This window comes from Dorea longicatena (assembly GCF_025150085.1).
Classification (GTDB): Bacteria; Bacillota; Clostridia; order Lachnospirales; family Lachnospiraceae; genus Dorea_A; species Dorea_A longicatena.
Window position 1 is genome coordinate 986502 of the sequence record NZ_CP102280.1, and the last position, 23868, is coordinate 1010369.

Consider the following 23868-nt stretch of genomic DNA (forward strand, 5'->3'; position numbering starts at 1 on the left):
TAAAACTCAGGTTTCATACAATTGAAGTCTGAGTTTTATTTATGCAATAAAAATAAAAAAAGGAGAAATATCAATGAATTATGCTGTGATTTTTGCTGGCGGAACGGGAACAAGAATGAATAGTAAGACACGTCCGAAACAGTTTTTGACTTTACATGGTAAAGAAATTATAATATATACATTAGAACATTTTGAAAATCATCCGGAAATAGATGGAATATCAGTGGTATGCATTGAAGGTTGGATTGATTATTTAAAAAAATTGTTGGATAAATATCAAATAAAAAAAGTTAGGTGGATTTCTCCTGGGGGAGCAACGGGCCAGGAATCTATATATAATGGATTAAATGCTATGAGAGGTCAGATAGCTGATGATTCTATAGTCTTAATACATGATGGAGTAAGACCACTGATAGATGAAGAGTTAATTACTAATAATATTAGGATGGCAGAAAAAAAAGGAACAGGGATTACAGTAGTACCAGCAATAGAGACGGTAATGTTGGTAAATGAAGCAAATGAGATTGTTCAGAGTGTTGATAGAAAAAATTGCAGAGTAGTTCGAGCTCCGCAAAGTTTTAAATATAAAGAGATATTAGCTGAACATGATAAGATGAAAAAAGCAGGGATTAATGATATCATAGATTCGGCTACGTTGATGAAGCAGGCGGGATATGCGCTGTATCCAGTTGAAGGAAAACCTGAAAATATTAAGATAACGACTCCTTCTGATTATTATACATTTAGAGCAATTGTAGAAGCGGAAGAAAATTCCCAAATATTGGGACTTTAATTTGTTAAGTAAAGAATTTTTAATCAGGAGAATTAATTGAATGGCTTCAAAAAAACAAAAATCAATATCGTTCAATCTAATAGTAAATGGAATCAAGACACTTATGAGTGTCTTGTTTCCGCTTATAACTTTTCCTTATGCATCCAGAATATTGGGAGCATCGGGAATAGGAAAGGTGAATTACGCAAGCTCTATCATTTCATATTTTTCATTAATTGCATCTTTGGGGATTAGCACATATGCAATTAGAGAAGGAGCAAGGATCCGTGAAGATAGAGAAAAATTTAATAAATTTGCCAGAGAAATATTGTCAATTAATTTGTGTACAACAGTTATTTCGTACCTGCTATTGATTGTATTCTTGAGTTTGCCGATCTTAAATAATTATAAGATATTGTTGGTTATTTGTAGTGCGGGAATTGTATTTACTACGATAGGAATGGAATGGCTTTTTATTATTAAGGAAGAGTATAGTTACATTACTATAAGAGCGATTGCTTTCCAATTTATATCCTTGATATTACTGTTTTTATTAGTGAAAAGTGAAAAAGATTATTGTTGGTATGCAGCACTTACAGTTATTTCTTCAGGTGGTTCGGCAGTTATGAATTTATGGCATTCCAGAAAATTTGTGGATTGGCGGAATAGAGGGAGTAAGTTAGAATTTCGTAAGCATTTAAAGCCTATTTTTTTGATTTTTGGAACCAGCTTGGCATCTAGTATATATATGACGATGGATACAACGATGTTAGGTGCGTTGAAAGGCGATTCTGCAGTCGGGGTATATACAGCGGCTGTTAAAATAAATAGTGTGGTTAGTACGTTGATAGGAACTGTATCATCAACAATACTTCCGAGAGTAGCTTACTATATAGGAAATGGACTGCAAGAGCAGTATAAAAAGTTAATGAAGACTTCTATGGATATTTTACTTATGATATCTATGCCAGCTGCAATAGGAATGATATGTACCAGTGATATTTTAATATTATTATTTAGTGGTAAAGAATTTTTGGTGGGATCGTTAGCTGCTAAGATTTTATCGGCAAAAGTTGTGGTAAGTGCTATAAATAGAGTTTTGGCATATCAAGTATGCACACCACATAAAATGGATAAAGAAGTATTAATTTCTACGGCCAGTGGAGCAATTTTTAATTTATTTGCAAATGCAATTTTAATACCAATTGCGGGAGTAACCGGAGCATCAGTTGCAACATTGCTTTCAGAAATTATAGTGTTTTGTGTATTAAGTAAATATGCAAAAGAAGTGTTGGATACCAGGAAACTTTATGATAGGATTTGGATTTATGGGGCGATAAGTATTTTGTTTGTTTTTGTCAGAATGATAATGAACAGGTTGCTTGAAAGCAGTGTTCTTTGTTTGGGAGGAACAATGAGCGTGTGTGTTGTACTTTATGCAATGATATTGTTGATTATAGGCGATAAATATATTAGAGAATATTTGAAAAAGTTTGGAACAATAATAAAAAAAATCATACGAAAATAAGGCACTTAATTAATGGAGGACAATAAATGATAAAGAATATTGAGAAAATGCTAGAATGTAAAGAAAATTCTAAGCAACAAGAAGACTTGGAATTAATAGCGAAAAGTAACATTGACTTTGAAAAATATAATCGAAAAACAGTTTTTATAACAGGAGCAACAGGACTTGTGGGCTCCGGTTTGGTAAAAACTTTTTTGTGTGTAAACCGTTTGAGAGGACTTGAAATCAATATTATTGCAGCTGTTCGAAACGAAAAAAAGGCAGAAATGTTGTATGGAGATTTGCTGAAAAGAAAAGAATTGGAATTGTATATTGGTGATATTGTAGAGCCAATAGAAACAGAAAAAAACATTAATTATATTTTTCATACAGCAAGTATTACTGCATCAAAGCAGATGGTTGAACATCCGGTTATGACGATAGAAACATCTTATCAAGGCACACATAATATATTAGAGCTGGCAAGAGAAAAAGCAGTTGAAGGGGTAGTATATGTGTCATCGATGGAAGTATACGGAAGACCTGAAAAAGCAACATATATCAAAGAGAAGGATCTTGGATATGTAGATTTGACGAATGTAAGAAGCTGTTATCCAGAAGGAAAGAGAATATGTGAGTGTTTGTGTAATGCATATGCTTCAGAATATAAAATACCAGTTAAAATAGCAAGATTAGCACAGACATTTGGAGCAGGAATTCTTGAGAGTGATAATAGAGTGTATGTTCAATTCGCTAAAAGTGCAATAGAAAAAAAAGATATTGTATTACATACAGAAGGAACTTCAGAAGGAAATTATTGCTATACAAGAGATACGATAAAAGCGCTGTTACTCTTGGGATATACGGGTGAATCGGGTGAGGCGTATAATATTGTAAATGAGAATACACATATGCAAATCCGGAAAATGGCAGCTATGGTTGCAGAGAAAATTGCAAATAAAGAAATCAATGTAGTATTTGATATTCCAGAGTCGGCTTTAAAATATGGATATGCTCCTTCAGTAAAGATGAAATTAGATGGAGAAAAAATGCGTGCATTGGGATGGAAGCCGGAGGTTGATCTCCCGGAAATGTATGAAAGAATGATTGCAGATATAGTGATGGGAGAGTCGTAATGGAGAAAATAAGTGTTATAGTACCGATATATAATGCTGAAAAAAAATATTTAACAGAATGTGTTGATAGTATAATAGGACAAGATTATAAAAATATTGAAGTTATACTTGTAGATGATGGGTCGACTAATTCATCAGGTGAAGTGTGTGATGGATATGCTGATAAAGATGAGAGAATTCAAGTGATTCATCAAAAAAATCAAGGAGTTTCAGTGGCGAGAAATACTGGAATTGATCAGGCGACAGGGGAATGGATTGCGTTTGTGGATGTTGACGATTGGTTGGAAAAAAATATTTTTTCAGAGGTAATGGGACAGATAAAAGAGAAAAAAACGGATCTGGTTGTTTGGAATATGTATATGAACTATTCAAATGTCGAAAAAGTCGCTCAAAATTATAAAGAGACATTCTACACGGATTCGAAAATAGAAATTGAGGAGATAAGGCTCCGACTGTTGAGGACAATATCAATTTATAATGACGAAAAAAATATTACAACTATAAATTATCCATTTTGTCATTTATATCAAAAGAAGATTATTCAACAATGGAATGTACGTTTTGATTCGGAATTTAAACAAGGAGAAGATAAACTTTTTAATTATCAATATTTTACTAAAATTAATTCAATACTCTATATAAATAAACCATTATATCATTATAGACAACATTCTTTATCTGTAAGCCACAAATTTTATAAAGAGCATGAAGAAAATACTACTAGAATTTTGAAGAAGTATTATGAAATAGAACCTTTGATACAAAGTAATAAAAAATATAAAGATACTTATAATATTAGAACGGCGTATTTGGCATGGTGGTTAATTCGTAAGTATTATCTTCATGAAAATAGTACGGTAAAAAAGCCTTTAAAAGAATTTGAAAATATGTTAAAAAGTAGTCCGTATTCAGAGTCAATAAAGAAACTGAATGTAGCTGATATGAAGTTTTCATTGACAAAAATAAGATTAATACTTTTGAAATTACATATGAATCATTTGCTTTTTTTGGATGCAAAGATTGAAATGAAATTACGAGCTAAAAATAAAGGAGAATAATATATGGATATAGTTTTTGTTATGTTGCATTATATGGCAATCGAGGAAACAAAAATTAGTATAGATTATATAAGAAAGAATGTTGATACAGAAAAGTATAAGATAATAGTAGTTGATAATGCTTCGCCGGATAATAGTGGAGATATGCTTATAAAAGAATATGGACAGGATATAGACATAAAGATTATTAAAGCTAGAACTAATCTTGGATTTGCCAGAGGAAATAACCTTGGATTTAGATATGCAAAGAAATGTTGGAATCCCAAATATATTGTTCTAATGAATAATGATGTTTATCTAATTGAAAAAAAATTGATGCATAAGTTAGAAATGGAATACAGTAAAAGCAGATTTGATGTATTAGGACCGATGATTATGACTGGAGATGGACGTTGCGATATCAATCCACAAAAGTCAGAATTCAAAAATGTTGAAGATGTAAAAAAACGTATTGAGTTTTATAAAAAAGATTTAAGAAGATATGAATTGGGATATGCAGAGATTTTATATAAAATTGTTCGGATAAAAAATATAATATTTTCTAAGAATACAAGACGAAATATAAAAAAAGATTTTATAAACAGAGCAGAAGATGTAAAATTACACGGTTGTTTTTGGGTGTTTTCGAATAACTATATTAAAGAATATGATGGATTGGATGAAAGTACATTTTTATATTGGGAAGAAGAACTGTTGTATAAGCATATGCAATATGATAGGAAAAAGATGGTTTATACACCAGAAATAAAGGTGTATCATTTGGAAGATGCTTCGACAAATGCGTGTATAAAAAAAGCAAGAAAAAAAATGATTTTTATACGAACTGAATATATAAAATCATTAACTGCTTTAATGGAAATATATGAAAAATGTGATAAGAGTAAAGAACGATAGGAAGTATAATATGAAAATATCAATAATAGTACCGGTGTATAATACGAAAAAAGAATATCTAAAAAAATGCGTGGATAGTTTGCTGAATCAAACAATGAAAGAAATAGAAGTAATATTAATTGATGATGGTTCAACAAATCAAGCAGGAAAAATATGTGATGAATATGCTGGCGTTGATAATAGGGTAAAGGTTTTGCATCAAAAAAATCAAGGGGTTGCAGTAGCTAGAAATAATGGACTTGATATTGCAGAAGGCGAATGGATAACGTTTGTAGATGCAGATGATTGGTGTGAAAATACCATGTGTGAAGAAATATTAAGAAAAGCAGTAGAGAATAGTTCGGAAATATTGATTTTTACAAATTATTCAGTTCAAAGTGAAAAGACAGTTAAAAAGAATCAATTTTTTGATAAGGATATAAAGAAATTTGACGAAAAAATGAAAGAAGAAGCAGAACTAAAAACAATGTTGAGAACACATCCAAGCTTTTCGTTTCAACCGCCTATTAATATGATGGGGGGAACATGGTGCAAATTAATTAATAGGAATTTCTTGGAAAAATCCGGTGTTAAATTTGAACCGGAATTATTAAGATCACAAGATATTATTTTTTACTTGAACTTATTTGAAAAAGCTGATGATATATCATATTATAATCGACAATTATACTATTATAGATATGATGAAAATTCTGTTTCTAGAAGATATCGTAAAGATGCATACAAAATATTTTTAAAAGTATTAAACAAACAATATAAATTTATTCTTGAAAATCATAAACCAGAAATATTTTATGAAGTATTTACGAAAGGCGTTATGAATACTATTGGAATATGTATGAATACAGATTTTGTGCATGAAAAAAATAATGAATCATTTAGAAACAAGACAATAAGAATTAGAAAAATGATTCGACAAGAACCGATATGTACAGTATTGAAAAATCCAATTAGTAATGGTTTGCTGTGGACTCAAGTACTTCAGAAAAAACTGCTGAAATGGAATTGGGTAGAAATATATATAATATTGTGGAAAATAAATGAAAGAATAAAAAAATAGTTACTTGCCATTTGAGATAAGCTGCAAAAACTTGTGTTAAATGACAGGATGCATTATAATGCGAATATCAAATTGAAATAATAGTATTATAACAAATATTAGAAAGTGTAAAAATTATGTACGGAGAATATGAGCCACAAGTTTTAGAAAAATTACATAGCGTAGAATTATTAATGCTTAAGGATTTTATGAAATTATGCGATGATAATAATATAGAATATTTTGCAATATCGGGAACAGCGATTGGAGCCGTCAGGCATCAGGGATTTATTCCTTGGGATGATGATATTGATGTCGCGTTATTGCGAAAAGATTATGAGCGTTTTGTAAAAGTAATGAAAAAAAATAAGCAATTTTGTGAAAAATATGATTTATGGGGACCAGATTTGGAACATAAATATTACAATCTGCAACCAACATTAATGCTGAAAAATACTGTTTTTGTTAATGAGAATGCGTATGCAGGAAATTACAAACCAGGCATTTTGATGGATATATTTATATATGATAATCTTCCAGAAGATAAGAAGAAAGCAGAGTTGATTATAAAAAAATGTCAACGGTACAAAATCTTATATATTGTAAGAAACGTTAATCATTTTAAATTGCTTAAGGGAAAAGAGGCAGTACAGAAAGTCAAAAATATAATCTGCGGATTTTTACGAATCTTTTTAAAATTGTTCCCAAAGAGTGATGAAATTCTATTTAGAAGATTTATGATGTATGCAACGATGTATAAAAATCAGACGGATAAGTATACTTGTCTTTTTGATCCAGGAGCGTCAATTATGGATATCAGTAAAAGCAAATCATATCCTACGATTAAAGTGCCATTTGAAGATACGGAAATTCGCTTGGTTAAGAACTATGATGAGCAGTTAAGAAAACATATGGGAAATTATATGGAGGTTCCACCGGTTGAAAAAAGAACTAATCATTGTCCGGTAGAATTAGACTTTGGAGAATAGATATGAAAAAGAAGAAACAATTCAAAGAATATGATGATTTTACATTAAAAAGAATTCAAGAAGTTGAATTGGAAATATTAAAAGATTTTATGGATATTTGCGATCGACACGGATTGGATTATTTTGGTATTGCAGGCACTGGGATTGGAGCATTACGCCATCATGGATTTATTCCTTGGGATGATGACATTGATGTTGCAATGCCCAGAGATGATTTTGAAAAATTGTTGCCGTTAGTTGAAAAAGAGATGGGTGATAAGTATTTGATTATGAATGCGGAAAGATATCCGAATTATCCACTTATGACGACCAGAATGACGATGCGGGGAACGAAATTTAAAGAAGAGGCTTTAAAAAATATAGATGCACCATTAGGAATCTTTTTAGATTTATACCCATTAGATAAAGTAAGTGATAATCCTAAAGAGGCCAGAAGACAAGCACGAGACGCCTGGTTTTGGAGTAAAATTTTAATATTGCGTAGTATTCCGTTTCCGATGCTGGGATTTTCGGGATGGAAAGCAAAAATTATACATGCAATTTGTGGATTGGCTCATTTGGTATTAAGTATATTACATGTCCCAAAAACTTGGATATATAAAAAGGCGTATGAAGCGGAAACAAGAAGCAATCATTATACAAAAACAAAAAATCTGGATTTCTTTTGTGACACGACTCCATACATGAATTTGTATGCGGTGAAGGATATTTATCCATTAAGAAAATTACCGTTTGAAGATGTTGAATTAAACTTTCCATATAATCTTCATAACAATTTAACAGGAATGTATGGAGATTATATGCAACTACCGCCAGAAGAAAAACGGAAAAATCATTATCCATATGAATTAGAGTTTTTTAAGGAGATGAAAGAGAATGATTAATTTTACAGTTGGCCCGGTTCAATCGAGTGAAGAAGTAAGAAAAATCGGATATGAGCAAGTACCATATTTTAGAACATCAGAGTTTTCAGATATTATGTTTGAAAATGAACGATTGATGTTAAAATTTGCTAAAGCGGATGACGATGCACGAACAGTGTTTATTACAGGATCGGGAACTGCATCAATGGAAGCAGTGATCATGAATACATTGACGGTTGAAGATAAAGTGCTAATTGTTAATGGTGGAAGTTTCGGGCAGAGATTTGTTGATTTATGTGAAATGTATGAAATTCCATATTCGCAGATTAAATTAGAAACAGGAAAAGCGTTACAAAAAGATACTCTGGAATTGTATAATGGAAAAGGATATTCTGCATTTGTTGTGAATGTTCATGAAACATCTACAGGTGTTCATTATGATATGAAAATGATTAGTGATTTTTGCAGGAAAAACAAAATGTTTTTGATCGTTGATGCAATCAGTTCATTTTTAGCAGATGAGTTTAATATGCAATCGTGGAATGTGGATGTGATGATTACAGGTTCACAAAAGGCTTTAGCATGCCCGCCGGGGGTTTCGATTATTGTATTGTCTAAAAATGCTATTTCAAGAGTGGAGAAGAATCATCCGAAATGTATGTATTTGAATTTGAAATCAGCATTGAAAAATGGAGAAAGAGGACAGACTCCTTTTACACCGGCAGTTGGAATCTTAAGACAAATTAATGCTCGATTAAAGAAAATAGAATCAAATGGAGGGGTAGAAAAAGAAACAGAAAAGATAGCGGCATTGGCGGAAGATTTTAGAAAGAAAATAAAAGATTTGCCGTTTGAAATTGTTTCGGATAGTATGTCTAATGCGGTCACGCCTTTACACCCTTTGACGGCGTCGGCTAATGATATCTTTCTAACTCTTAAAGATGAATATGGCATATGGGTATGTCCAAATGGAGGAGAGTTAAAAGATAAAATTTTCAGAGTCGGACATATTGGAGAGTTATCAATTGAAGATAATGATAAACTTATAGCTGCGTTAAAAGATATGCAAGAGAGAAAAATGATATAAAATCATTTGTGGAGGGGTTTTGAATGAAAAAAGTAATTACATATGGAACATATGATTTGTTACATTATGGACATATTAGATTGCTGGAACGTGCAAAGGCGTTGGGGGATTACTTGATAGTTGGAGTAACAGCAGATGATTTTGATAAAAATCGCGGTAAAATAAATGTACAGCAGTCATTAATGGAGCGAGTAGAGGCTGTACGAAATACAGGATTAGCTGATGAAATTATTATTGAAGAGTATGAAGGACAGAAAATTGATGATATTCAAAAATATAATGTTGACATATTTACCGTTGGAGATGATTGGGTAGGTAAATTTGACTATTTGGGAGAATATTGTAAAGTTGTATATCTGGAACGTACTAAAGGTGTATCAAGCAGCGAATTACGTCAGGAAAAAAGAAGCTTAAGATTAGGATTGGTTGGTGAATCGACGATTCTAAAAAAAATAGCAAAAGAAAGTACATTTGTAAATGGACTTGTGATTTCAGGGGCCTTTTCGGAAGAAAAAGATGCATTAAAAAATATTCTGGAAGGAATACCTGTCTTTGAAAAATATGAAGACTTATTACAAAAATCAGATGCAATATACCTTATTACAAGTCCAGCTCATCATTATGAAGATATAAAGCTGGCTCTGAAGATGAAAAAGCATGTTTTATGTGAATCACCAATCGCATTATCAGAAGTACAGTGTCAGGAATTGTTTGACTTAGCCAAGTCTAATAAATGCATTTTGATGGATGCTATAAAGACGGCATATTCTACGGCTTATCATAGAATGCTTCTGTTAGTAAAAACAGGAGTGATAGGGAAACCGAAGTGTATTGATGCAACATGTACAAGTATAAAAGAGTTTGATCAAAAGGATCCTCGAAAAGCAAAATATGCATGGAATAGTATTTCAGCTTGGGGACCTACAGCAATGTTACCAGTTTTCCAGGTGTTTGGAACAGAATATGAAAGTAAACAAATTTTAACTTGTATAGAGTCAGAGGAATATCATTATGATTCTTTTTCGAAAATAGATTTTAGATATAAAGGAGCAGTTGCATCGATAAAAGTAGGACAAGGTGTGAAATCGGAGGGAGAACTTGTGATTTCTGGAACTAAGGGATATATTTATGTTCCGGCACCTTGGTGGAAAACGGAATATTTTGAAGTCAGATTTGAACAACCAGAAAATAATAGAAGGTATTTCTTCCAACTTGATGGAGAAGGAATCAGATATGAACTGGTTGCTTTTGTGCGTGCTATAGAATTAGGAACTTCATTGACAAATGTTGAAAAAACAATTTCATGTGCAATAGGTAAGATTATGGAGAAATTTATGGATGGAGAAGTATTTAGAATAAAGTAAGAGAAGAAAGCAGGATATATATGGAAGAAAAAAAGGTGACTGTTTCTGTTAGAGACAGTCAGATGGACAATATAAAAGCAATACTTTTGTTTTTAGTAGCGTTAGGGCATACTTTAGATGTATATAAAGATGTATGGAATGTTAATATGTATTTGATGAAATATATTTATTTGTTTCATATGCCTTTATTTGCTTTTATTACAGGCTATTTTACTAAAAATACGGAAAAGGCAAGGAACTTTGCAATTGAAAAATGTTTGATTCCGTATATATTATTGCAATCGTTATATGTAATAATGGGGAAATTGATGATCCATATGGGATTAGCTAACTTTAATAGTGGTGTGTTTAATGGATCGTTACTGGTTCCTTCCTCAGCTTTTTATTATTTGTTAGCTGTTTTTGTGTGGAAATTAACGGCAAAAGAATTTATGAACTTACGTCATCCTTTTATTATATCTGTTGCATTAGGCTTGTTGGTAAGTGTTACTAAGATGCAAGAATTTCACATGGGATATGGTGCAGTTTTTGCATTATTACCATTTTTTGTTGCAGGAGTACTCTGTGATGAAAAATTGTTATTACGTATAAGAAATAGTAAAAAGATATTTTCAATTTTAATATTAGGGTTATGTATTATACCGGCGGTAAAATTGCCGTATAGCATACATAGCGTGAGATCATCATATCAGACAGCAGGTTTCAGTGATATTTTTGGAATTGGTTATAGAATAATATTTTATATAATAGCACTATTAATGGGGTATGCAGTTATATCTATAACAAGTAGAAAAAGGAATGTGTTTACGCATATTGGGGAAGCATCTATTTTAGTGTATGCGGGATCTACTTTTTTAGCGCCACATGGTTACCTGATATTAAATAAGATATTTGGATTTTCAAAAAACAATTGGATAAATTTGATAACAATGATGATTTATTGTATAATACTTATTTGGGTATGTGCAATTCCAACTTTTTTGAAATTGTATAATTGGATATTATCTAAGATAAATTATATTTTGTTCAAAAAATGATATTAGGAAAAACAAAAGGAAAAATATTATGGGAAATAAACACTTTAAAAATCATACGTTTGTAATTTGTGCATATAAAGAAAGTCCGTACTTAGAAGAGTGTATACAGTCATTAATGAATCAGCGAATAAAAAGTAATGTTATAATTACAACTTCGACTCCAAATGTATATATAGAACGGCTAGCGGAAAAATATCAAATACCAGTTAAGATTAATAATGGAGAAAAAGGAATTGTTCAAGATTGGAACTTTGCGTATGAACAAGTAAACACCGATTTTCTTACAATTGCACACCAAGATGATATTTATTTACCGAATTATCTTGAAGACTTTTTGAAGATGGTTAAAAATGTGCAAAAGCCACTTATTTATTTCTGCAATTATGGAGAAATTCGTAATTCTGTAGAAGTAGATGAAAATAAATTATTAAGAGTTAAGAGAATAATGCTAAAGCCTCTGGAATGGAAAAAGTTGTGGAATAATATTTGGATTAGAAGAAGAATATTATCATTTGGGTGTGCTATTTGTTGTCCATCCGTAACTTTTAATAAGAGAAGTATAAAGCATTCACCATTTGAGGTGAAATATCGTTCAGATGAAGATTGGCAGGCTTGGGAGAAGATATCTAAACGAAAAGGTGCATTTGTATACAATCGAAAAATAGGAATGAGACACCGTGTTCATGAAGAATCTGAAACCAGTATTATATTAAATGACGGTGCTAGAAAAAAAGAAGATTATGAAATGTTTTGCAAGTTTTGGCCATCTTCTGTTGCAAAATTACTCGTGAAATTCTATTCTAACAGCGAAAAATCTAATCAGATGGAGTAATACGTATGAAGAAATTAATAATTATACCTGCATATAATGAGGCTGAAAATATAGTGAAAACAGTTACACAAATAGTTGAAAAGGCACCAGATTTTGATTATGTGATTATTAATGATTGTTCTGTTGACAATACGTTGCAGATATGTAAAGAAAATAATTTTAATGTTATAAACTTGCCGATTAATCTAGGAATTGGCGGGGCAGTGCAGACTGGATACTTATATGCCTGTGAAAAAGAATATGACTTGGCGGTACAAGTTGATGGAGATGGACAGCATGATCCAGAGTTTTTAGAAGAAATGTCAAGTTATTTTGAAAATTCAGATGTAGATATGGTTATAGGATCCCGTTTTATAGAGAAAAGTGGATTTCAGTCATCGGCAATAAGGCGTGTTGGAATTAAATTCTTTTCAGCGTTAATTAAATTCTTGACTGGGGAAAAAATAACTGATCCAACTTCTGGATTGAGAATGGTAGGAAGAAAAGGAATACAATTATTTGCCAGAGAATATCCTAAAGATTATCCTGAACCGGAAACTATTGTTGCGATGTTAAAAAGAAAATATAGAATAATAGAAATTCCGGTAATAATGAGAGAGAGAGAAGGGGGTGTCTCTTCAATCTCTATGAAAAAATCGATATATTATATGGTGAAGGTTACAATGGCAATTTTAATAGAAAAGATTAGGAAGTATTAGTGATGAGTGTGAAAATTCAAATAATAATTGCAGTGCTTATTATATGTGCGTTAATTGTAATTATAGATATGATTAGGAAGAAAAGATTAGAATTAAGTTATGCATTATCATGGCTCCTTGTAGGAATAGGTGTGTTGATTTTAGACATTTTTCCTCAACTCATAAAAACTATTTCAGAAAAAATAGGTATAGTAAGTCCTGTTAATATGTTATTCTTTTTTGGCTTTTGTTTTTCTTTGATTATAATATTTGTATTGACAATTGCGGTATCTAAATTATCGATAAAGATAAAACAGTTAGCTCAACAAATAGCAATATATGAAAAAAAAGAAAAGGAAAGAAGACAGCAAAATGAGGTGGAAGGAAAATAAAGGTGAATAATTGGAAAAGAAATAAATATATAATAACTTCAATAGTGATTTTTTTTGCATTTTTAACAGCAATGCTTATTTCGTATAATAAAATATGGAAAGATAAAGTACAATCGCCATGGGCTGTTATGAAGGTAGAGGATTCACCGAATTATTTGGGGAGTAAAGACATTATTGAATTGCAAAATGGAAAAGATGTTTCTCAAAAAATACAAATGGTTAGTGAAAACTTAACTGGTGTAGCAATAAAATTCGCAAATGTGGATAAAAAAGCAACAGGTATTATTGAGATTGAATTATTGGATCCGAATAGTAAATTAGTTGAAAGATGGAAGTTGGATTGTGCGATCCTTCAAACAGACGGATATTGTAATGTACAATTGAAAAAAGATATAAAGGTCAAAGTCGGCGAAAAATATGAGTTAATTATTAGACCTAGATTACAAGATGGAAAAGGATTAGCACTTGAATTATCAAGACCATCAGTGATAACAGGTCATGCCAATGTAAAAGGTGAAAAAAATATATCGTTGTCTTTGGCGTATAAGTTGTACGATGGCGACGGAAGTGCATTAAAATATTTAATTGTCGCAATTATTATTACAGCACTTGTAGCAATGCTTGGAAGCTTTTTGATGATGAAAAAGGGAAAAATCGCAAGTACATTTGTCGTAATGACATTTTTTATTGGATGCATTTATATTTTTGTATTACCACCGTTTGCTGTACCGGATGAAAGTGCCCATTTTGTTACGGTATATTCTAAAAGTAATAAATTGCTAGGAAAAGAAGTTGCTGATAAAGAGGGAAAAGTAATTGCTGATTCTAATATGGGATTATATTTTATTAGAGAAGAGTATCCTACAAAAGAGTCTTATATTAGATTTGTAAAAGGAGCATTAGGAAAAAATTCAGATACTATTACTACTAAAGAAGGATTGGCGAATCCTTTAAATGTAAAAGCGATAGGTTATATTCCTCAGATTATAGGAGTGAGTATTGCAAGAATACTGGGAGGATCTGGAGAACAAATTTTATTGATAGGAAGATTATTTGCTCTTTTGTGGTATTGTTTTGTTATGTATTTTGCAATACGAATATTTCCGTTTAATAAAATGATTATTTTTGCAGTAGGATTATTGCCAATGACAATACAACAAGTGTGTTCGTTTAGTTATGATTCGATTTTATTAGGTTTATGCTTTTTCTTAATATCATACATTTTATGGTTAATTTATACTAAGGAGAGTGTGGAGATAAAGGATGTTCTAATATTAGTTTGTGCTATTAGTGGAATTGTAATGATTAAATATATATATATACCAATAATAGGGCTGCTTTTATTTGTCCCAAAACAAAAGTTTAATTTTAGAGTTAACAGAAAAAAAATAGCATTGTATATGTTTGGAATGCTTTCAATAGTTGAAATAGTTTCAAAAGTGACATTGATTACAGAAGCAGCAGAAAAAAATATGCAAATTAGATCGGATGGATTATACAAATATTCAATAGGATATATAATGAGTAATTTGGGTGATACATTGGTAGTAGTTGTTCGAACAATTTTTGAAAAGCTCTCTTTTTTTGTTGAGTCGATGATTGCCAATCCATTAGGTTGGGTAGATATACAGGTCCCGAACATTATTGTTATGGGGTTCGCTATTGTTTTGATTTTTAGTGCAATTCCAAATCATATATCAAAAAAAACGACTAAAAAGCTAATGATAATGTCAGGGGTTATAGTTATATTAGTTAGTGGATTGGTCTTGGCTGCGATGTTAATTAGTTATACCTATGTTGGATCAGATATTATTCTTGGGGTACAAGGAAGATATTTCCTTCCCGTTTTACCGTTGATATTGTTAATTATTCAAGGAAGTAAGAATATTGTTGTAAAAGATAGTATAGAGACAGAATTGATACTTGCTATTACGGGATTGCAGTTATATACAATTTGGTCAATAGTATCAGTTGTGATTACAAGATAGCAATTAAGATGTAAACTTGCTATAAAAAAGAAAAAATGCTATAATATACAAACATTTTGAAAGGTATCATAAGGAGATACGATGAAACGTTATATAGAAAATTTTAAAAAATTCCAACCACTGTTATATGAATTGGTTGCAAGAGATGTGAAAATAAAATATCGAAAATCCGTTCTGGGAGTTTTGTGGACACTTTTGAATCCATTAATGATGATGATTATTTTATCAATCGTATTTTCAAATTTAATGAAATTTGATGTGCAAAATTATTCGTTATATTTACTTTGTGGACAGATATTATTTAACTTTTATAATGAAGCTACTTCTGGTGCGATGACATCTATATTGGGGAATGCACCGTTAATAAAAAAGGTATATATTCCTAAATATTTATTTGTGGTGTCAAGAATAGCGTCAAGTTCGATTAATATTCTGTCATCATTTTGTGCATTGATTCTTGTAATGTTATTTACAAGACAAGAATTACACTTTACAATGTTTTTAGTGGTAATACCGTTGGTGTATCTGATAGTTTTTTCAATGGGTGTGGGATTGATATTAGCCGCACTTACTGTAAAGTTTAGAGATATCATGCATTTGTATACGGTATTTTTAACTGGACTTATGTATTTAACACCGGTAATTTATCCTATGAGTATGTTACCTGGATGGGTATATAAGATAGTCTCTATAAATCCATTGACTATGATAATGGTAATTTTTAGAAACGTAGTGATTTATAATACAATTCCATCCGTTGGTGAATTTATAGTTCCGCTTATTATAGTGATAGTAACGTTTTTCTTAGGATTATGGGTGTTCTATAAACAGCAGGATAAGTTTATTTTGAATTTGTAAAATAATAGGAGTTTTATTATGGATCAGGATACGATCATAAAAGTAGATCATGTTTCGATGAAGTTTAATTTATCGAGCGAAAAAGTAGATAATTTTAAGGAATATTTGATTAAAAGAATAAAAAACAATTTGAAATACGATGAGTTTTGGGCACTGACAGATGTTAACTTCGAAGTAAAAAGGGGAGAGTCAGTTGCACTGATCGGATTAAATGGTTGTGGGAAAAGTACAATGTTAAAGGTAATTGCCGGTGTATTGAAGCCGACGAAAGGATCTGTCTCAGTTGGCGGGACAATTGCTCCTATGATTGAATTAGGTGCGGGATTCGATATGGATTTAACTGCAAGAGAAAATGTATATTTAAATGGGGCAATTCTGGGATATAACAGAGCTCAGATGAATGAATATTATGATGATCTTGTGGAATTTTCCGAATTGGAAGAGTTTATGGATGTTCCTATTAAGAATTTTTCGTCGGGAATGTTAGCAAGACTTGCTTTTTCGATTGCGACAATAGGAAAACCGGATATTTTAATTGTAGATGAGGTTTTGTCTGTTGGAGATTTCAGATTTCAGGAAAAATGTGAAAAACGAATCCAGGGAATGATGAAAGAAGATACAACAATTTTATTTGTATCACATAGCATTGATCAGGTGAAAAAGATTTGCAAAAGAGCAATTTGGATCGAAAAGGGACATATTCGTGATGATGGCCCTAGTGACATTGTGGGAACAGAGTTTGAACGAGCTTATTATGCAGGAGAACTATCTGAATAAATAGAAGGTTGAATAGAATGAAAACGATTAAAAAAATAGGGATAGCAATTATTATAATTATAATAGGTGGGGCTTATGCGTATGGAACGTGGCCTAGGCCGATATATAATACAGATATAGGAAGTTTATCTTATGAAAAAACGGATTTTCTCACTACAGATTCTACAATGGAACAAAAATTTGTCTGTGGGAATAACGGATTTTCCGGGTTTACAATAAAAATGTTAAAGCAGGACGGACAGAACATCGGTAATTACAGATGGACTGTAGAAGAAGTTAAAACTGGAAAAACAATTGGAAAAGGAACTATTTCCGAGGCGGATACAGAAACAAGATTATTTGAAAGCAGTAATCCGCAGAAACAGGGAATGGTAAATGTAAATTTTCCTAAGCAGCAAAATAGTAAGGGCAAGGAATATAGACTGACTTTACAGGCAGAAGAAATGGAGGATACAGAATCCGTTGCGGTTTATATTACGGAAAAAAATTCGACAGAAAGTGAATTAAAGGTAAATGAAAATGCAATGACTGATAAGGCAAGCGTTGTTAAGCTGAATTATAAGCGCTTTAATGTGGAAACATTTATTGTTTTCTTGGGAATTGCAGTATATTTATGGGCATTTATCAAATTTATGTATAAATTGTTCCGATAAGTGAGAGGAGTATATATCGTGGATGTTACAATTGTAATTCCAACAAAAAATGCGGGCAGATTATTTGAAAAAGTACTGAAAAAGGTATTTGCACAGGAAACTACGTATGAATATGAAGTGATTTGTGTTGATTCCGGTTCCAGTGATAATACAATTGAAATAATCAAGAAGTTCCCGTGCAAATTGTACGAGATTCCGGCTTCGGAATTTGGTCATGGGAAGACCAGAAATTATGGGGCTTCCAAGGGAACAGGAGAATATATTGTTTTTATTACACAGGATGCAATGCCGGCATCATCAAAATGGCTTCAGAATTTTATTGATGCAATGAAATCGGATCCGGAAATTGTCGGTGGCTTCGGAATTCATTATCCATATCCGGATTGCAATGTAATTGATAAAAGGGATTTATATTATCATTTTAAGAATTTCGGCGATGATAATACAATTTTTCAAATAACTGATGAAAACAGGCAACGCTATAAGGAAGAAGAAGGATATAGACATTTACTGTCGTTCTTTTCGGATAATAATTCGTGTATACGAAGAGACATATTTGAAAAGTATCCTTATAAAGATGTTTCTTTTGCCGAAGACCAGATTTGGGCTAAACAAATGATTGAGTTGGGATATAAAAAATTGTATTCTCCATTCGCTCCGGTTTATCATTCACACAATTATAAGCTGTCTACATATTTTATGAGATACTATGATGAATATAAAGGACTTTATTATCTCCAGAATTATCAGATCGCAAAATCATGGACAAGACTTCCATTGATGATTGCGAAGCATACGATATCAGATGCGAGATATATCCGGCATCTGGAAATGAGTAAAAAAGAAAAGATACATTGGATGTTGTATTCAATGTCAAGAAATTTTAGTCGTTATTGTGGCGGCTATTTGGGAGGAAAATACGACAGTTATTCATCAAAGAAAAAGAAGTGGCTCGATCATAAAATTTCTCAACAATATAAACAAAGGAAGGCGTAGTAATGACTGTACAGGAATTTTGTAAAAAAATCATACCTTTTTTAAGGAAAAAAGGTGTAAAAGGAGTATATAGAAAGCTTTTGGAAAAAACAAATGTTGTACCTGCTAAAAATCAATTTTTATATGATTTTGATTTCTTGGTTGATGATGTGAAAATTCCATTTGAGGAAAATGAATATAAAATTCATAAAAATGATGAAGTGAAAATATTGAACTGGGTTATACCTGAAATGGGAAAAGGATCGGGGGGACATTTAAATATTTTCAGATTTGTTTCTTTCTTAGAAAAAATGGGATTTCACAGCAGAATATATTTATTTAAGGCCCCATCTTTACATGATAATAAATCGGTAAGAGATTTTTTGAAAGAAAATTTCCCGATTTTAGATGAAAGAGTAGAAGCTTACTGGGATGTGAAGTATGCAAAATTTGCACATGCAACGATTGCTACTTCATGGGAAACTGCATATTTTGTGAGAAATTTTGATAATACAGTTTCAAAATTTTATTTTGTACAAGATTATGAACCGTTTTTCTTCCCACATGGTTCGTATTATGAATTAGCAAAAAATACGTATAAATTTGGGTTTAGAGGAATTACAGCAGGAGATTGGATAAAAGATAAACTGATTTCTGATTTTGGAATGAAAGCTGATAGTTTCGGCTTTTCGTATGATAAAGATATGTATGTGCCATTGAAGAAAAAAGGAACTACGAAGAGAGTATTCTTTTATGCAAGACCTGTTACACCGAGACGAGACTTCGAAATCGGATTATTTGCGCTTGATTTGTTATGTAAGAAAATGCCAGAAGTCGAAGTTGTTTTTGCAGGATGGGATATAAGTACTTTTGAAATTCCGTTCAAACATAAAGATATGGGAATTATGAGTATAGATAAGTTATCGAAGGTATATTCGCAATGTGATTTATGTTTGATTATTTCGAATACAAACTTATCCTTACTCCCATTGGAAGTTATGGCATCAAATTCTGTGGCAGTTTGCTCAAAGGGAGAAAATAGTACTTGGCTTGTGAATGAAGAAAATTCTGTTTTAGTTGAATATGAACCTAGAAATATTGCGGAAACTATGGAGTATTATTTGAAAAATACCGATAAACTTGCGGAAATTAGAAAAAAAGGTCTGGATTTTGCGCAGTCGACTTCTTGGGAAAAAGAGGCTGAAAAAGTACGTGATGCGTTACTGAAAGGAATAAAGGAAGATGAAAAATAAGAAAATTCTTATTGTGGGTGGAAATGGATTTATAGGCAGAAATCTTGCGAGAATGTTATCGAAAAGAGAAGATTTAGAGGTCTATTCATTTGACTTGGCATTGCCCAAAGAAGAAATGACGGGCGTCCAATATATAGAAGGTGATTTCTTTGATGATCTTGTTCTTGAAAATGCTGTTAAAGGAATGGATTTAATTATTCATTCCCTGAGTACGGTGAATCCTGGAAATTCTAATGAAAAATATATGCAGGGATATGGAAGAGACTTTTTACAGACTATCAAACTGTGCAAGATGTTAATAGATCAGGGGTCAAATATGATTTTCTTGTCTTCAGGAGGAACTGTTTACGGAGTACAGGAAGAACAGCCAATCAAAGAAGATGCATTGCCTGTTCCGATAAATCATTATGGAAGCGTTAAATTATGTATTGAAAATGTTATTCGTACGTTTAACTCTCAGAGACATACAAAAATGCGTATCGCCAGAATTTCAAATCCGTTCGGTCCAGGACAGGATTATCATAAAGGTGTTGGCTTTGTAGATGCTGCAATTAAGAAGTCTATCTGTAAGGAAACTCTGGAAATATGGGGGGATGGCGAAAACATCAGAGACTATATCTATATTGAAGATGTGTGTAAGATGTTAGAGGCTCTTGTTGATTATGAAGGTGAAGAAGAAGTCTTCAATTTGAGTTCTAATGAAGGAATCAGTCAAAATATGGTAATAGATATTTTGAAAAAGATAGATGGTGAATTTGAAGTTGCATATAAACCAGCCAGAAGTGTAGATGTAAGAAAAATCGTATTGGATAATTCGAAAATAAAACAAATCTATAAAGGTGAGATTAGAACATTTGAAACAGGTGTAAAAGAATATTATAGTTATTTGACGAATAAAATAAATAGTGGCAGGAAGTAGTAATTATCCGCAAGTTATAATAACTTGCGGATAATTTGTATAGATATGGAAGGCGTATAATGAATCCCAAAATAAGTATAATTTTACCAAATTACAATAATGAAAAATATTTGAAAGAAGCAATTGAAAGTGTTTTAAACCAAACATATACAAATTTTGAGCTAATTATAGTCGATGATGCATCAACGGATGGATCGTTGAAAATTATAAGGGCATTTGACGATAAAAGAATAAAGGTTATAACATCGGAAGTGAATCGTCACGTGGCATATGCCTCAAACCTTGGAATAAAATATGCAAGTGGAGAGTATATTGCTAAAATTGACAGTGATGATATATGGGAAAATCAAAAATTAGAAAAGCAAATAGAATTTATGGAAAATCATAAAGAATATGGGGGATGTTTTACAAAAGTAAATATTATAGATGAAAAATCGGAAGATGCCAATATAAAATATAAGGTGATTTTTGATTTGTTTGAGAAAGCAAAAAATCAATCTCAAAAAGAGTGGCTAAGATTTTTTCTGTCAGAAGGGAATTGTTTATGTAATTCTTCGTCGTTAATAAGAAAATGTATATTTGAAAAAATAGACGGATTTTTTAATCTTGCATATGTAGGAGCTGAAGATTATGAACTTTGGGTTAGAACGGTAATTCGATATCCGATTTATGTTTTGGATGAGAGATTAGTAAGATACAGATGGGAAGAAGATTCAGAAAACAAAATAAGCGGTTTGACTAAAGAAAAAGTCTATGCTGCAATTAATCTTCAGATGATGTTGAAAAGCTATATTTTTGATTATATGACAGATGAAGAATTTGTGAAATATTTTAAGGAAGATTTCATAAATGAAAATTCAAAGACTACTCAGGAAATAGAGTGCGAAAAAGCGCAGTGTTTATTAAAATGTACCGGAGAAGAAGTGAATTTTTTGGGATTGCAAAGGTTTGATCAGATATTGAGAAATCCTGAAATGTTAGATATATTAGAAAAGAACATGAACTTCGCATTGCCAGACTTTTATAAAAATTTAAGAGTCCGAAATTTTGGAATACCTAAAGAAGTTGAAGAAAAAGAGGCGTATATAAAAAGATTAGAGGAAGAAATTATGAATAGTAGAAATACTATACATAATTTAGAAATGCAAATAGAAATGAAAAATAATGAGATGACAGAGTCTGAAAATAAATGGGAAACGCTGATTGATTCGTACGAATTATCAAATTCTTGGAAGATTACAAAACCATTGAGAGTTGCAGGTTCGTTTATAAAGAAAAAATCAAAGAAATAGTGATTAAATTATATGATAAAACATAGCCGATAAAATTATGAGGGTGAAGAAGATGAAAAAGCCAGGCTACTATTCATCCGGTGAATTTGCCCGCATGGCCCATGTGACCCTACGGACAATTCGCTATTATGACAAACAGAATATATTAAAACCATCCTACGTCACAGAAGCGGGTGCAAGATTCTACACAGACGAAGACTTCGCCAGACTGCAGCAGATATTACTTTTGAAATATCTGGGCTTTTCTCTGGATGATATCCGTGATATGACGATTGACGATGCAGACTACCACTTTATGCTCAATTCTCTTAATATCCAGTTGAAATTAGTCCGTGACCGTATTGAGCAGATGCAGCTGGTGGAACAGGCAATTCAGGACACATCAGATCTGATAAAGAAAGAACATTCCATCGATTGGAGCCAGATGCTGAATCTGATTCATTTGACCGGTATGGAGAAGAGTATGAAGAATCAGTATCAGGATGCGTCGAATATTTCTGCAAGAATCAATCTTCACAGCCTGTATTCACAGAACAAACAGGGGTGGTTTCCGTGGATTTTTGAACAACTGGAATTGACGCCGGGGATGAAGATTTTAGAGTTGGGATGCGGAGACGGTACACTCTGGAATGTGGACAGGAATAAAATCCCGGAACAGACAGAGATTGTAGTATCGGATGTATCGGACGGAATGTTAAGAGATGCAAGGCGTACGATTGGAGCAGATGATGTCAGATTCAAGTTCTGTGTATTTGACGCGGAAAGAATACCATATGATGCAGATTCATTTGATCTTGTGATAGCGAATCATGTACTGTTCTATTGTGAGGATATTCCGAAAGTCTGCCAGGAAGTAAGAAGGGTATTGAAGCCGCATGGCAGGTTTATCTGTAGTACATATGGCAATAATCATATGAGAGAAGTGAGTGAGTTGGTTCAGAAGTTCGATGACCGGATCGTACTGGCGGCAGAGAATCTGTATGAGCGTTTTGGAAAAGAGAATGGAAAAGAGATCCTTCGGGCGGATTTTGATAAGATAGAGTGGAGACAGTATGAAGATTCGCTCATCGTGCCAGAGCCGGAGCCGCTGATTTCTTATATCCTGTCCTGTCATGGCAATCAGGGGCAGTATATTCTGGATCATTACAAGGAGTTCCAGTCTTATGTGCGGAAGAAGACGGAAGGTGGATTTCATATTACGAAAGATGCAGGGATTTTTGTTGGGTATAATGGTTGAGAATAACAGAAATATCGTGCATAATAAAAGAAGGTATAAAAGAACAGAGCGTTAGTGAAGATCGGCAGGTGACAGAGTTGAAAAAGTTTTTTAATGTAAATGGGAGTTGTAATCCGCAAATACACTATATGATAGAAATGTTAGAAAGAATCTAAAAATTTAATAGGGGTTAAGAAAAAGAAAAAAGTTATTTTAGATTAATTTGATTTTATCCGTGCAATAGCATGTTTGGGAATTGTATTGTTTCATTTTGCAGTAGAATATGGCTG

23 protein-coding genes are annotated in these 23868 nt (G+C 32.1%); all 23 read left to right on the forward strand.

Annotated features, from left to right (window positions below; genetic code table 11):
• Positions 1-73: 73 nt before the first annotated feature.
• The 23 genes from NQ508_RS04655 to NQ508_RS04765 all read left to right on the forward strand — a co-directional run bounded on the left by NQ508_RS04655 (position 74) and on the right by NQ508_RS04765 (position 23599).
• The gene (locus tag NQ508_RS04655) at positions 74-793 is read left to right on the forward strand and encodes an IspD/TarI family cytidylyltransferase (protein WP_006428608.1); all 720 of its coding nucleotides are present in this window, start codon (positions 74-76) and stop codon (positions 791-793) included.
• Between the two features lie 40 nt (positions 794-833).
• Entirely contained in the window at positions 834-2300 is a 1467-nt protein-coding gene (locus tag NQ508_RS04660) for a flippase (RefSeq protein WP_006428607.1), read from the forward strand.
• Positions 2301-2326: 26 nt separating this feature from the next.
• Entirely contained in the window at positions 2327-3415 is a 1089-nt protein-coding gene (locus tag NQ508_RS04665) for an NAD-dependent epimerase/dehydratase family protein (protein WP_006428606.1), read from the forward strand.
• Positions 3415-4473 carry a glycosyltransferase gene (locus NQ508_RS04670; protein WP_006428605.1) on the forward strand — a complete coding sequence of 353 codons (1059 nt, stop codon included), beginning with the start codon at positions 3415-3417 and terminating at the stop codon, positions 4471-4473. Before NQ508_RS04665 ends, NQ508_RS04670 begins: the two co-directional genes overlap by 1 nt.
• Before the next feature lie 3 nt (positions 4474-4476).
• A complete protein-coding gene (locus NQ508_RS04675; protein WP_006428604.1) occupies positions 4477-5367 on the forward strand; it encodes a glycosyltransferase family 2 protein in 891 nt (296 codons plus the stop codon).
• Positions 5368-5377: 10 nt separating this feature from the next.
• Positions 5378-6427: a glycosyltransferase gene (locus NQ508_RS04680; RefSeq protein ID WP_044920511.1), complete on the forward strand. Its 1050-nt coding sequence runs from the start codon at positions 5378-5380 to the stop codon at positions 6425-6427.
• 116 nt (positions 6428-6543) lie between these two features.
• The gene (locus NQ508_RS04685; RefSeq protein ID WP_006428602.1) at positions 6544-7395 is read left to right on the forward strand and encodes a LicD family protein; all 852 of its coding nucleotides are present in this window, start codon (positions 6544-6546) and stop codon (positions 7393-7395) included.
• A gap of 2 nt (positions 7396-7397) precedes the next feature.
• On the forward strand, positions 7398-8279 hold the full coding sequence (locus NQ508_RS04690; RefSeq protein WP_006428601.1) for a LicD family protein: 882 nt from the start codon (positions 7398-7400) through the stop codon (positions 8277-8279).
• Positions 8272-9345: a pyridoxal-phosphate-dependent aminotransferase family protein gene (locus NQ508_RS04695; protein ID WP_006428600.1), complete on the forward strand. Its 1074-nt coding sequence runs from the start codon at positions 8272-8274 to the stop codon at positions 9343-9345. Before NQ508_RS04690 ends, NQ508_RS04695 begins: the two co-directional genes overlap by 8 nt.
• Positions 9346-9368: 23 nt before the next feature.
• Positions 9369-10709 (forward strand): adenylyltransferase/cytidyltransferase family protein, encoded by a 1341-nt coding sequence (locus tag NQ508_RS04700; RefSeq protein WP_006428599.1) that lies wholly within the window; start codon positions 9369-9371, stop codon positions 10707-10709.
• Between the two features lie 20 nt (positions 10710-10729).
• Positions 10730-11746, forward strand: coding sequence for an acyltransferase family protein (locus NQ508_RS04705; protein WP_006428598.1), 1017 nt, complete (start codon positions 10730-10732; stop codon positions 11744-11746).
• A 28-nt stretch (positions 11747-11774) separates the two neighbouring features.
• Complete coding sequence (locus NQ508_RS04710; RefSeq protein WP_006428597.1) at positions 11775-12578, forward strand: glycosyltransferase family 2 protein; 804 nt, start codon at positions 11775-11777, stop codon at positions 12576-12578.
• Positions 12579-12583: 5 nt separating this feature from the next.
• Complete coding sequence (locus NQ508_RS04715) at positions 12584-13276, forward strand: glycosyltransferase family 2 protein (RefSeq protein ID WP_006428596.1); 693 nt, start codon at positions 12584-12586, stop codon at positions 13274-13276.
• A 2-nt stretch (positions 13277-13278) separates the two neighbouring features.
• On the forward strand, positions 13279-13647 hold the full coding sequence (locus NQ508_RS04720; protein WP_006428595.1) for a DUF2304 domain-containing protein: 369 nt from the start codon (positions 13279-13281) through the stop codon (positions 13645-13647).
• Between the two features lie 2 nt (positions 13648-13649).
• Positions 13650-15635, forward strand: a complete 1986-nt coding sequence (locus NQ508_RS04725; protein WP_044920508.1) for a DUF2142 domain-containing protein — start codon at positions 13650-13652, stop codon at positions 15633-15635.
• Positions 15636-15716: 81 nt separating this feature from the next.
• A complete protein-coding gene (locus NQ508_RS04730) occupies positions 15717-16493 on the forward strand; it encodes an ABC transporter permease (RefSeq protein WP_006428593.1) in 777 nt (258 codons plus the stop codon).
• 18 nt (positions 16494-16511) lie between these two features.
• Positions 16512-17270 carry an ABC transporter ATP-binding protein gene (locus tag NQ508_RS04735; RefSeq protein WP_006428592.1) on the forward strand — a complete coding sequence of 253 codons (759 nt, stop codon included), beginning with the start codon at positions 16512-16514 and terminating at the stop codon, positions 17268-17270.
• A gap of 17 nt (positions 17271-17287) precedes the next feature.
• The gene (locus tag NQ508_RS04740; protein ID WP_006428591.1) at positions 17288-17923 is read left to right on the forward strand and encodes a hypothetical protein; all 636 of its coding nucleotides are present in this window, start codon (positions 17288-17290) and stop codon (positions 17921-17923) included.
• Positions 17924-17941: 18 nt separating this feature from the next.
• Positions 17942-18919, forward strand: coding sequence for a glycosyltransferase family 2 protein (locus tag NQ508_RS04745; RefSeq protein ID WP_044920505.1), 978 nt, complete (start codon positions 17942-17944; stop codon positions 18917-18919).
• A gap of 2 nt (positions 18920-18921) precedes the next feature.
• On the forward strand, positions 18922-20151 hold the full coding sequence (locus NQ508_RS04750; protein ID WP_006428589.1) for a rhamnosyltransferase WsaF family glycosyltransferase: 1230 nt from the start codon (positions 18922-18924) through the stop codon (positions 20149-20151).
• Positions 20141-21070 (forward strand): NAD-dependent epimerase/dehydratase family protein, encoded by a 930-nt coding sequence (locus tag NQ508_RS04755; protein ID WP_006428588.1) that lies wholly within the window; start codon positions 20141-20143, stop codon positions 21068-21070. The genes NQ508_RS04750 and NQ508_RS04755 overlap by 11 nt, the downstream gene beginning before the upstream one ends.
• Before the next feature lie 59 nt (positions 21071-21129).
• Positions 21130-22362, forward strand: a complete 1233-nt coding sequence (locus NQ508_RS04760) for a glycosyltransferase family 2 protein (protein ID WP_006428587.1) — start codon at positions 21130-21132, stop codon at positions 22360-22362.
• A gap of 52 nt (positions 22363-22414) precedes the next feature.
• Entirely contained in the window at positions 22415-23599 is a 1185-nt protein-coding gene (locus tag NQ508_RS04765; RefSeq protein ID WP_044920502.1) for a MerR family transcriptional regulator, read from the forward strand.
• Positions 23600-23868: the final 269 nt, after the last annotated feature.

Coding starts and splice junctions, on each gene's coding strand:
- NQ508_RS04715 (WP_006428596.1), top strand. CDS start 12,584: ATGAAGAAATTAATAATTATACCTGCATATAATGAGGCTGAAAATATA.
- NQ508_RS04655 (WP_006428608.1), top strand. CDS start 74: ATGAATTATGCTGTGATTTTTGCTGGCGGAACGGGAACAAGAATGAAT.
- NQ508_RS04760 (WP_006428587.1), top strand. CDS start 21,130: ATGAATCCCAAAATAAGTATAATTTTACCAAATTACAATAATGAAAAA.
- NQ508_RS04755 (WP_006428588.1), top strand. CDS start 20,141: ATGAAAAATAAGAAAATTCTTATTGTGGGTGGAAATGGATTTATAGGC.
- NQ508_RS04685 (WP_006428602.1), top strand. CDS start 6,544: ATGTACGGAGAATATGAGCCACAAGTTTTAGAAAAATTACATAGCGTA.
- NQ508_RS04700 (WP_006428599.1), top strand. CDS start 9,369: ATGAAAAAAGTAATTACATATGGAACATATGATTTGTTACATTATGGA.
- NQ508_RS04765 (WP_044920502.1), top strand. CDS start 22,415: ATGAAAAAGCCAGGCTACTATTCATCCGGTGAATTTGCCCGCATGGCC.
- NQ508_RS04720 (WP_006428595.1), top strand. CDS start 13,279: ATGAGTGTGAAAATTCAAATAATAATTGCAGTGCTTATTATATGTGCG.
- NQ508_RS04710 (WP_006428597.1), top strand. CDS start 11,775: ATGGGAAATAAACACTTTAAAAATCATACGTTTGTAATTTGTGCATAT.
- NQ508_RS04680 (WP_044920511.1), top strand. CDS start 5,378: ATGAAAATATCAATAATAGTACCGGTGTATAATACGAAAAAAGAATAT.
- NQ508_RS04665 (WP_006428606.1), top strand. CDS start 2,327: ATGATAAAGAATATTGAGAAAATGCTAGAATGTAAAGAAAATTCTAAG.
- NQ508_RS04730 (WP_006428593.1), top strand. CDS start 15,717: ATGAAACGTTATATAGAAAATTTTAAAAAATTCCAACCACTGTTATAT.
- NQ508_RS04695 (WP_006428600.1), top strand. CDS start 8,272: ATGATTAATTTTACAGTTGGCCCGGTTCAATCGAGTGAAGAAGTAAGA.
- NQ508_RS04750 (WP_006428589.1), top strand. CDS start 18,922: ATGACTGTACAGGAATTTTGTAAAAAAATCATACCTTTTTTAAGGAAA.
- NQ508_RS04670 (WP_006428605.1), top strand. CDS start 3,415: ATGGAGAAAATAAGTGTTATAGTACCGATATATAATGCTGAAAAAAAA.
- NQ508_RS04735 (WP_006428592.1), top strand. CDS start 16,512: ATGGATCAGGATACGATCATAAAAGTAGATCATGTTTCGATGAAGTTT.
- NQ508_RS04675 (WP_006428604.1), top strand. CDS start 4,477: ATGGATATAGTTTTTGTTATGTTGCATTATATGGCAATCGAGGAAACA.
- NQ508_RS04740 (WP_006428591.1), top strand. CDS start 17,288: ATGAAAACGATTAAAAAAATAGGGATAGCAATTATTATAATTATAATA.
- NQ508_RS04660 (WP_006428607.1), top strand. CDS start 834: ATGGCTTCAAAAAAACAAAAATCAATATCGTTCAATCTAATAGTAAAT.
- NQ508_RS04690 (WP_006428601.1), top strand. CDS start 7,398: ATGAAAAAGAAGAAACAATTCAAAGAATATGATGATTTTACATTAAAA.
- NQ508_RS04705 (WP_006428598.1), top strand. CDS start 10,730: ATGGAAGAAAAAAAGGTGACTGTTTCTGTTAGAGACAGTCAGATGGAC.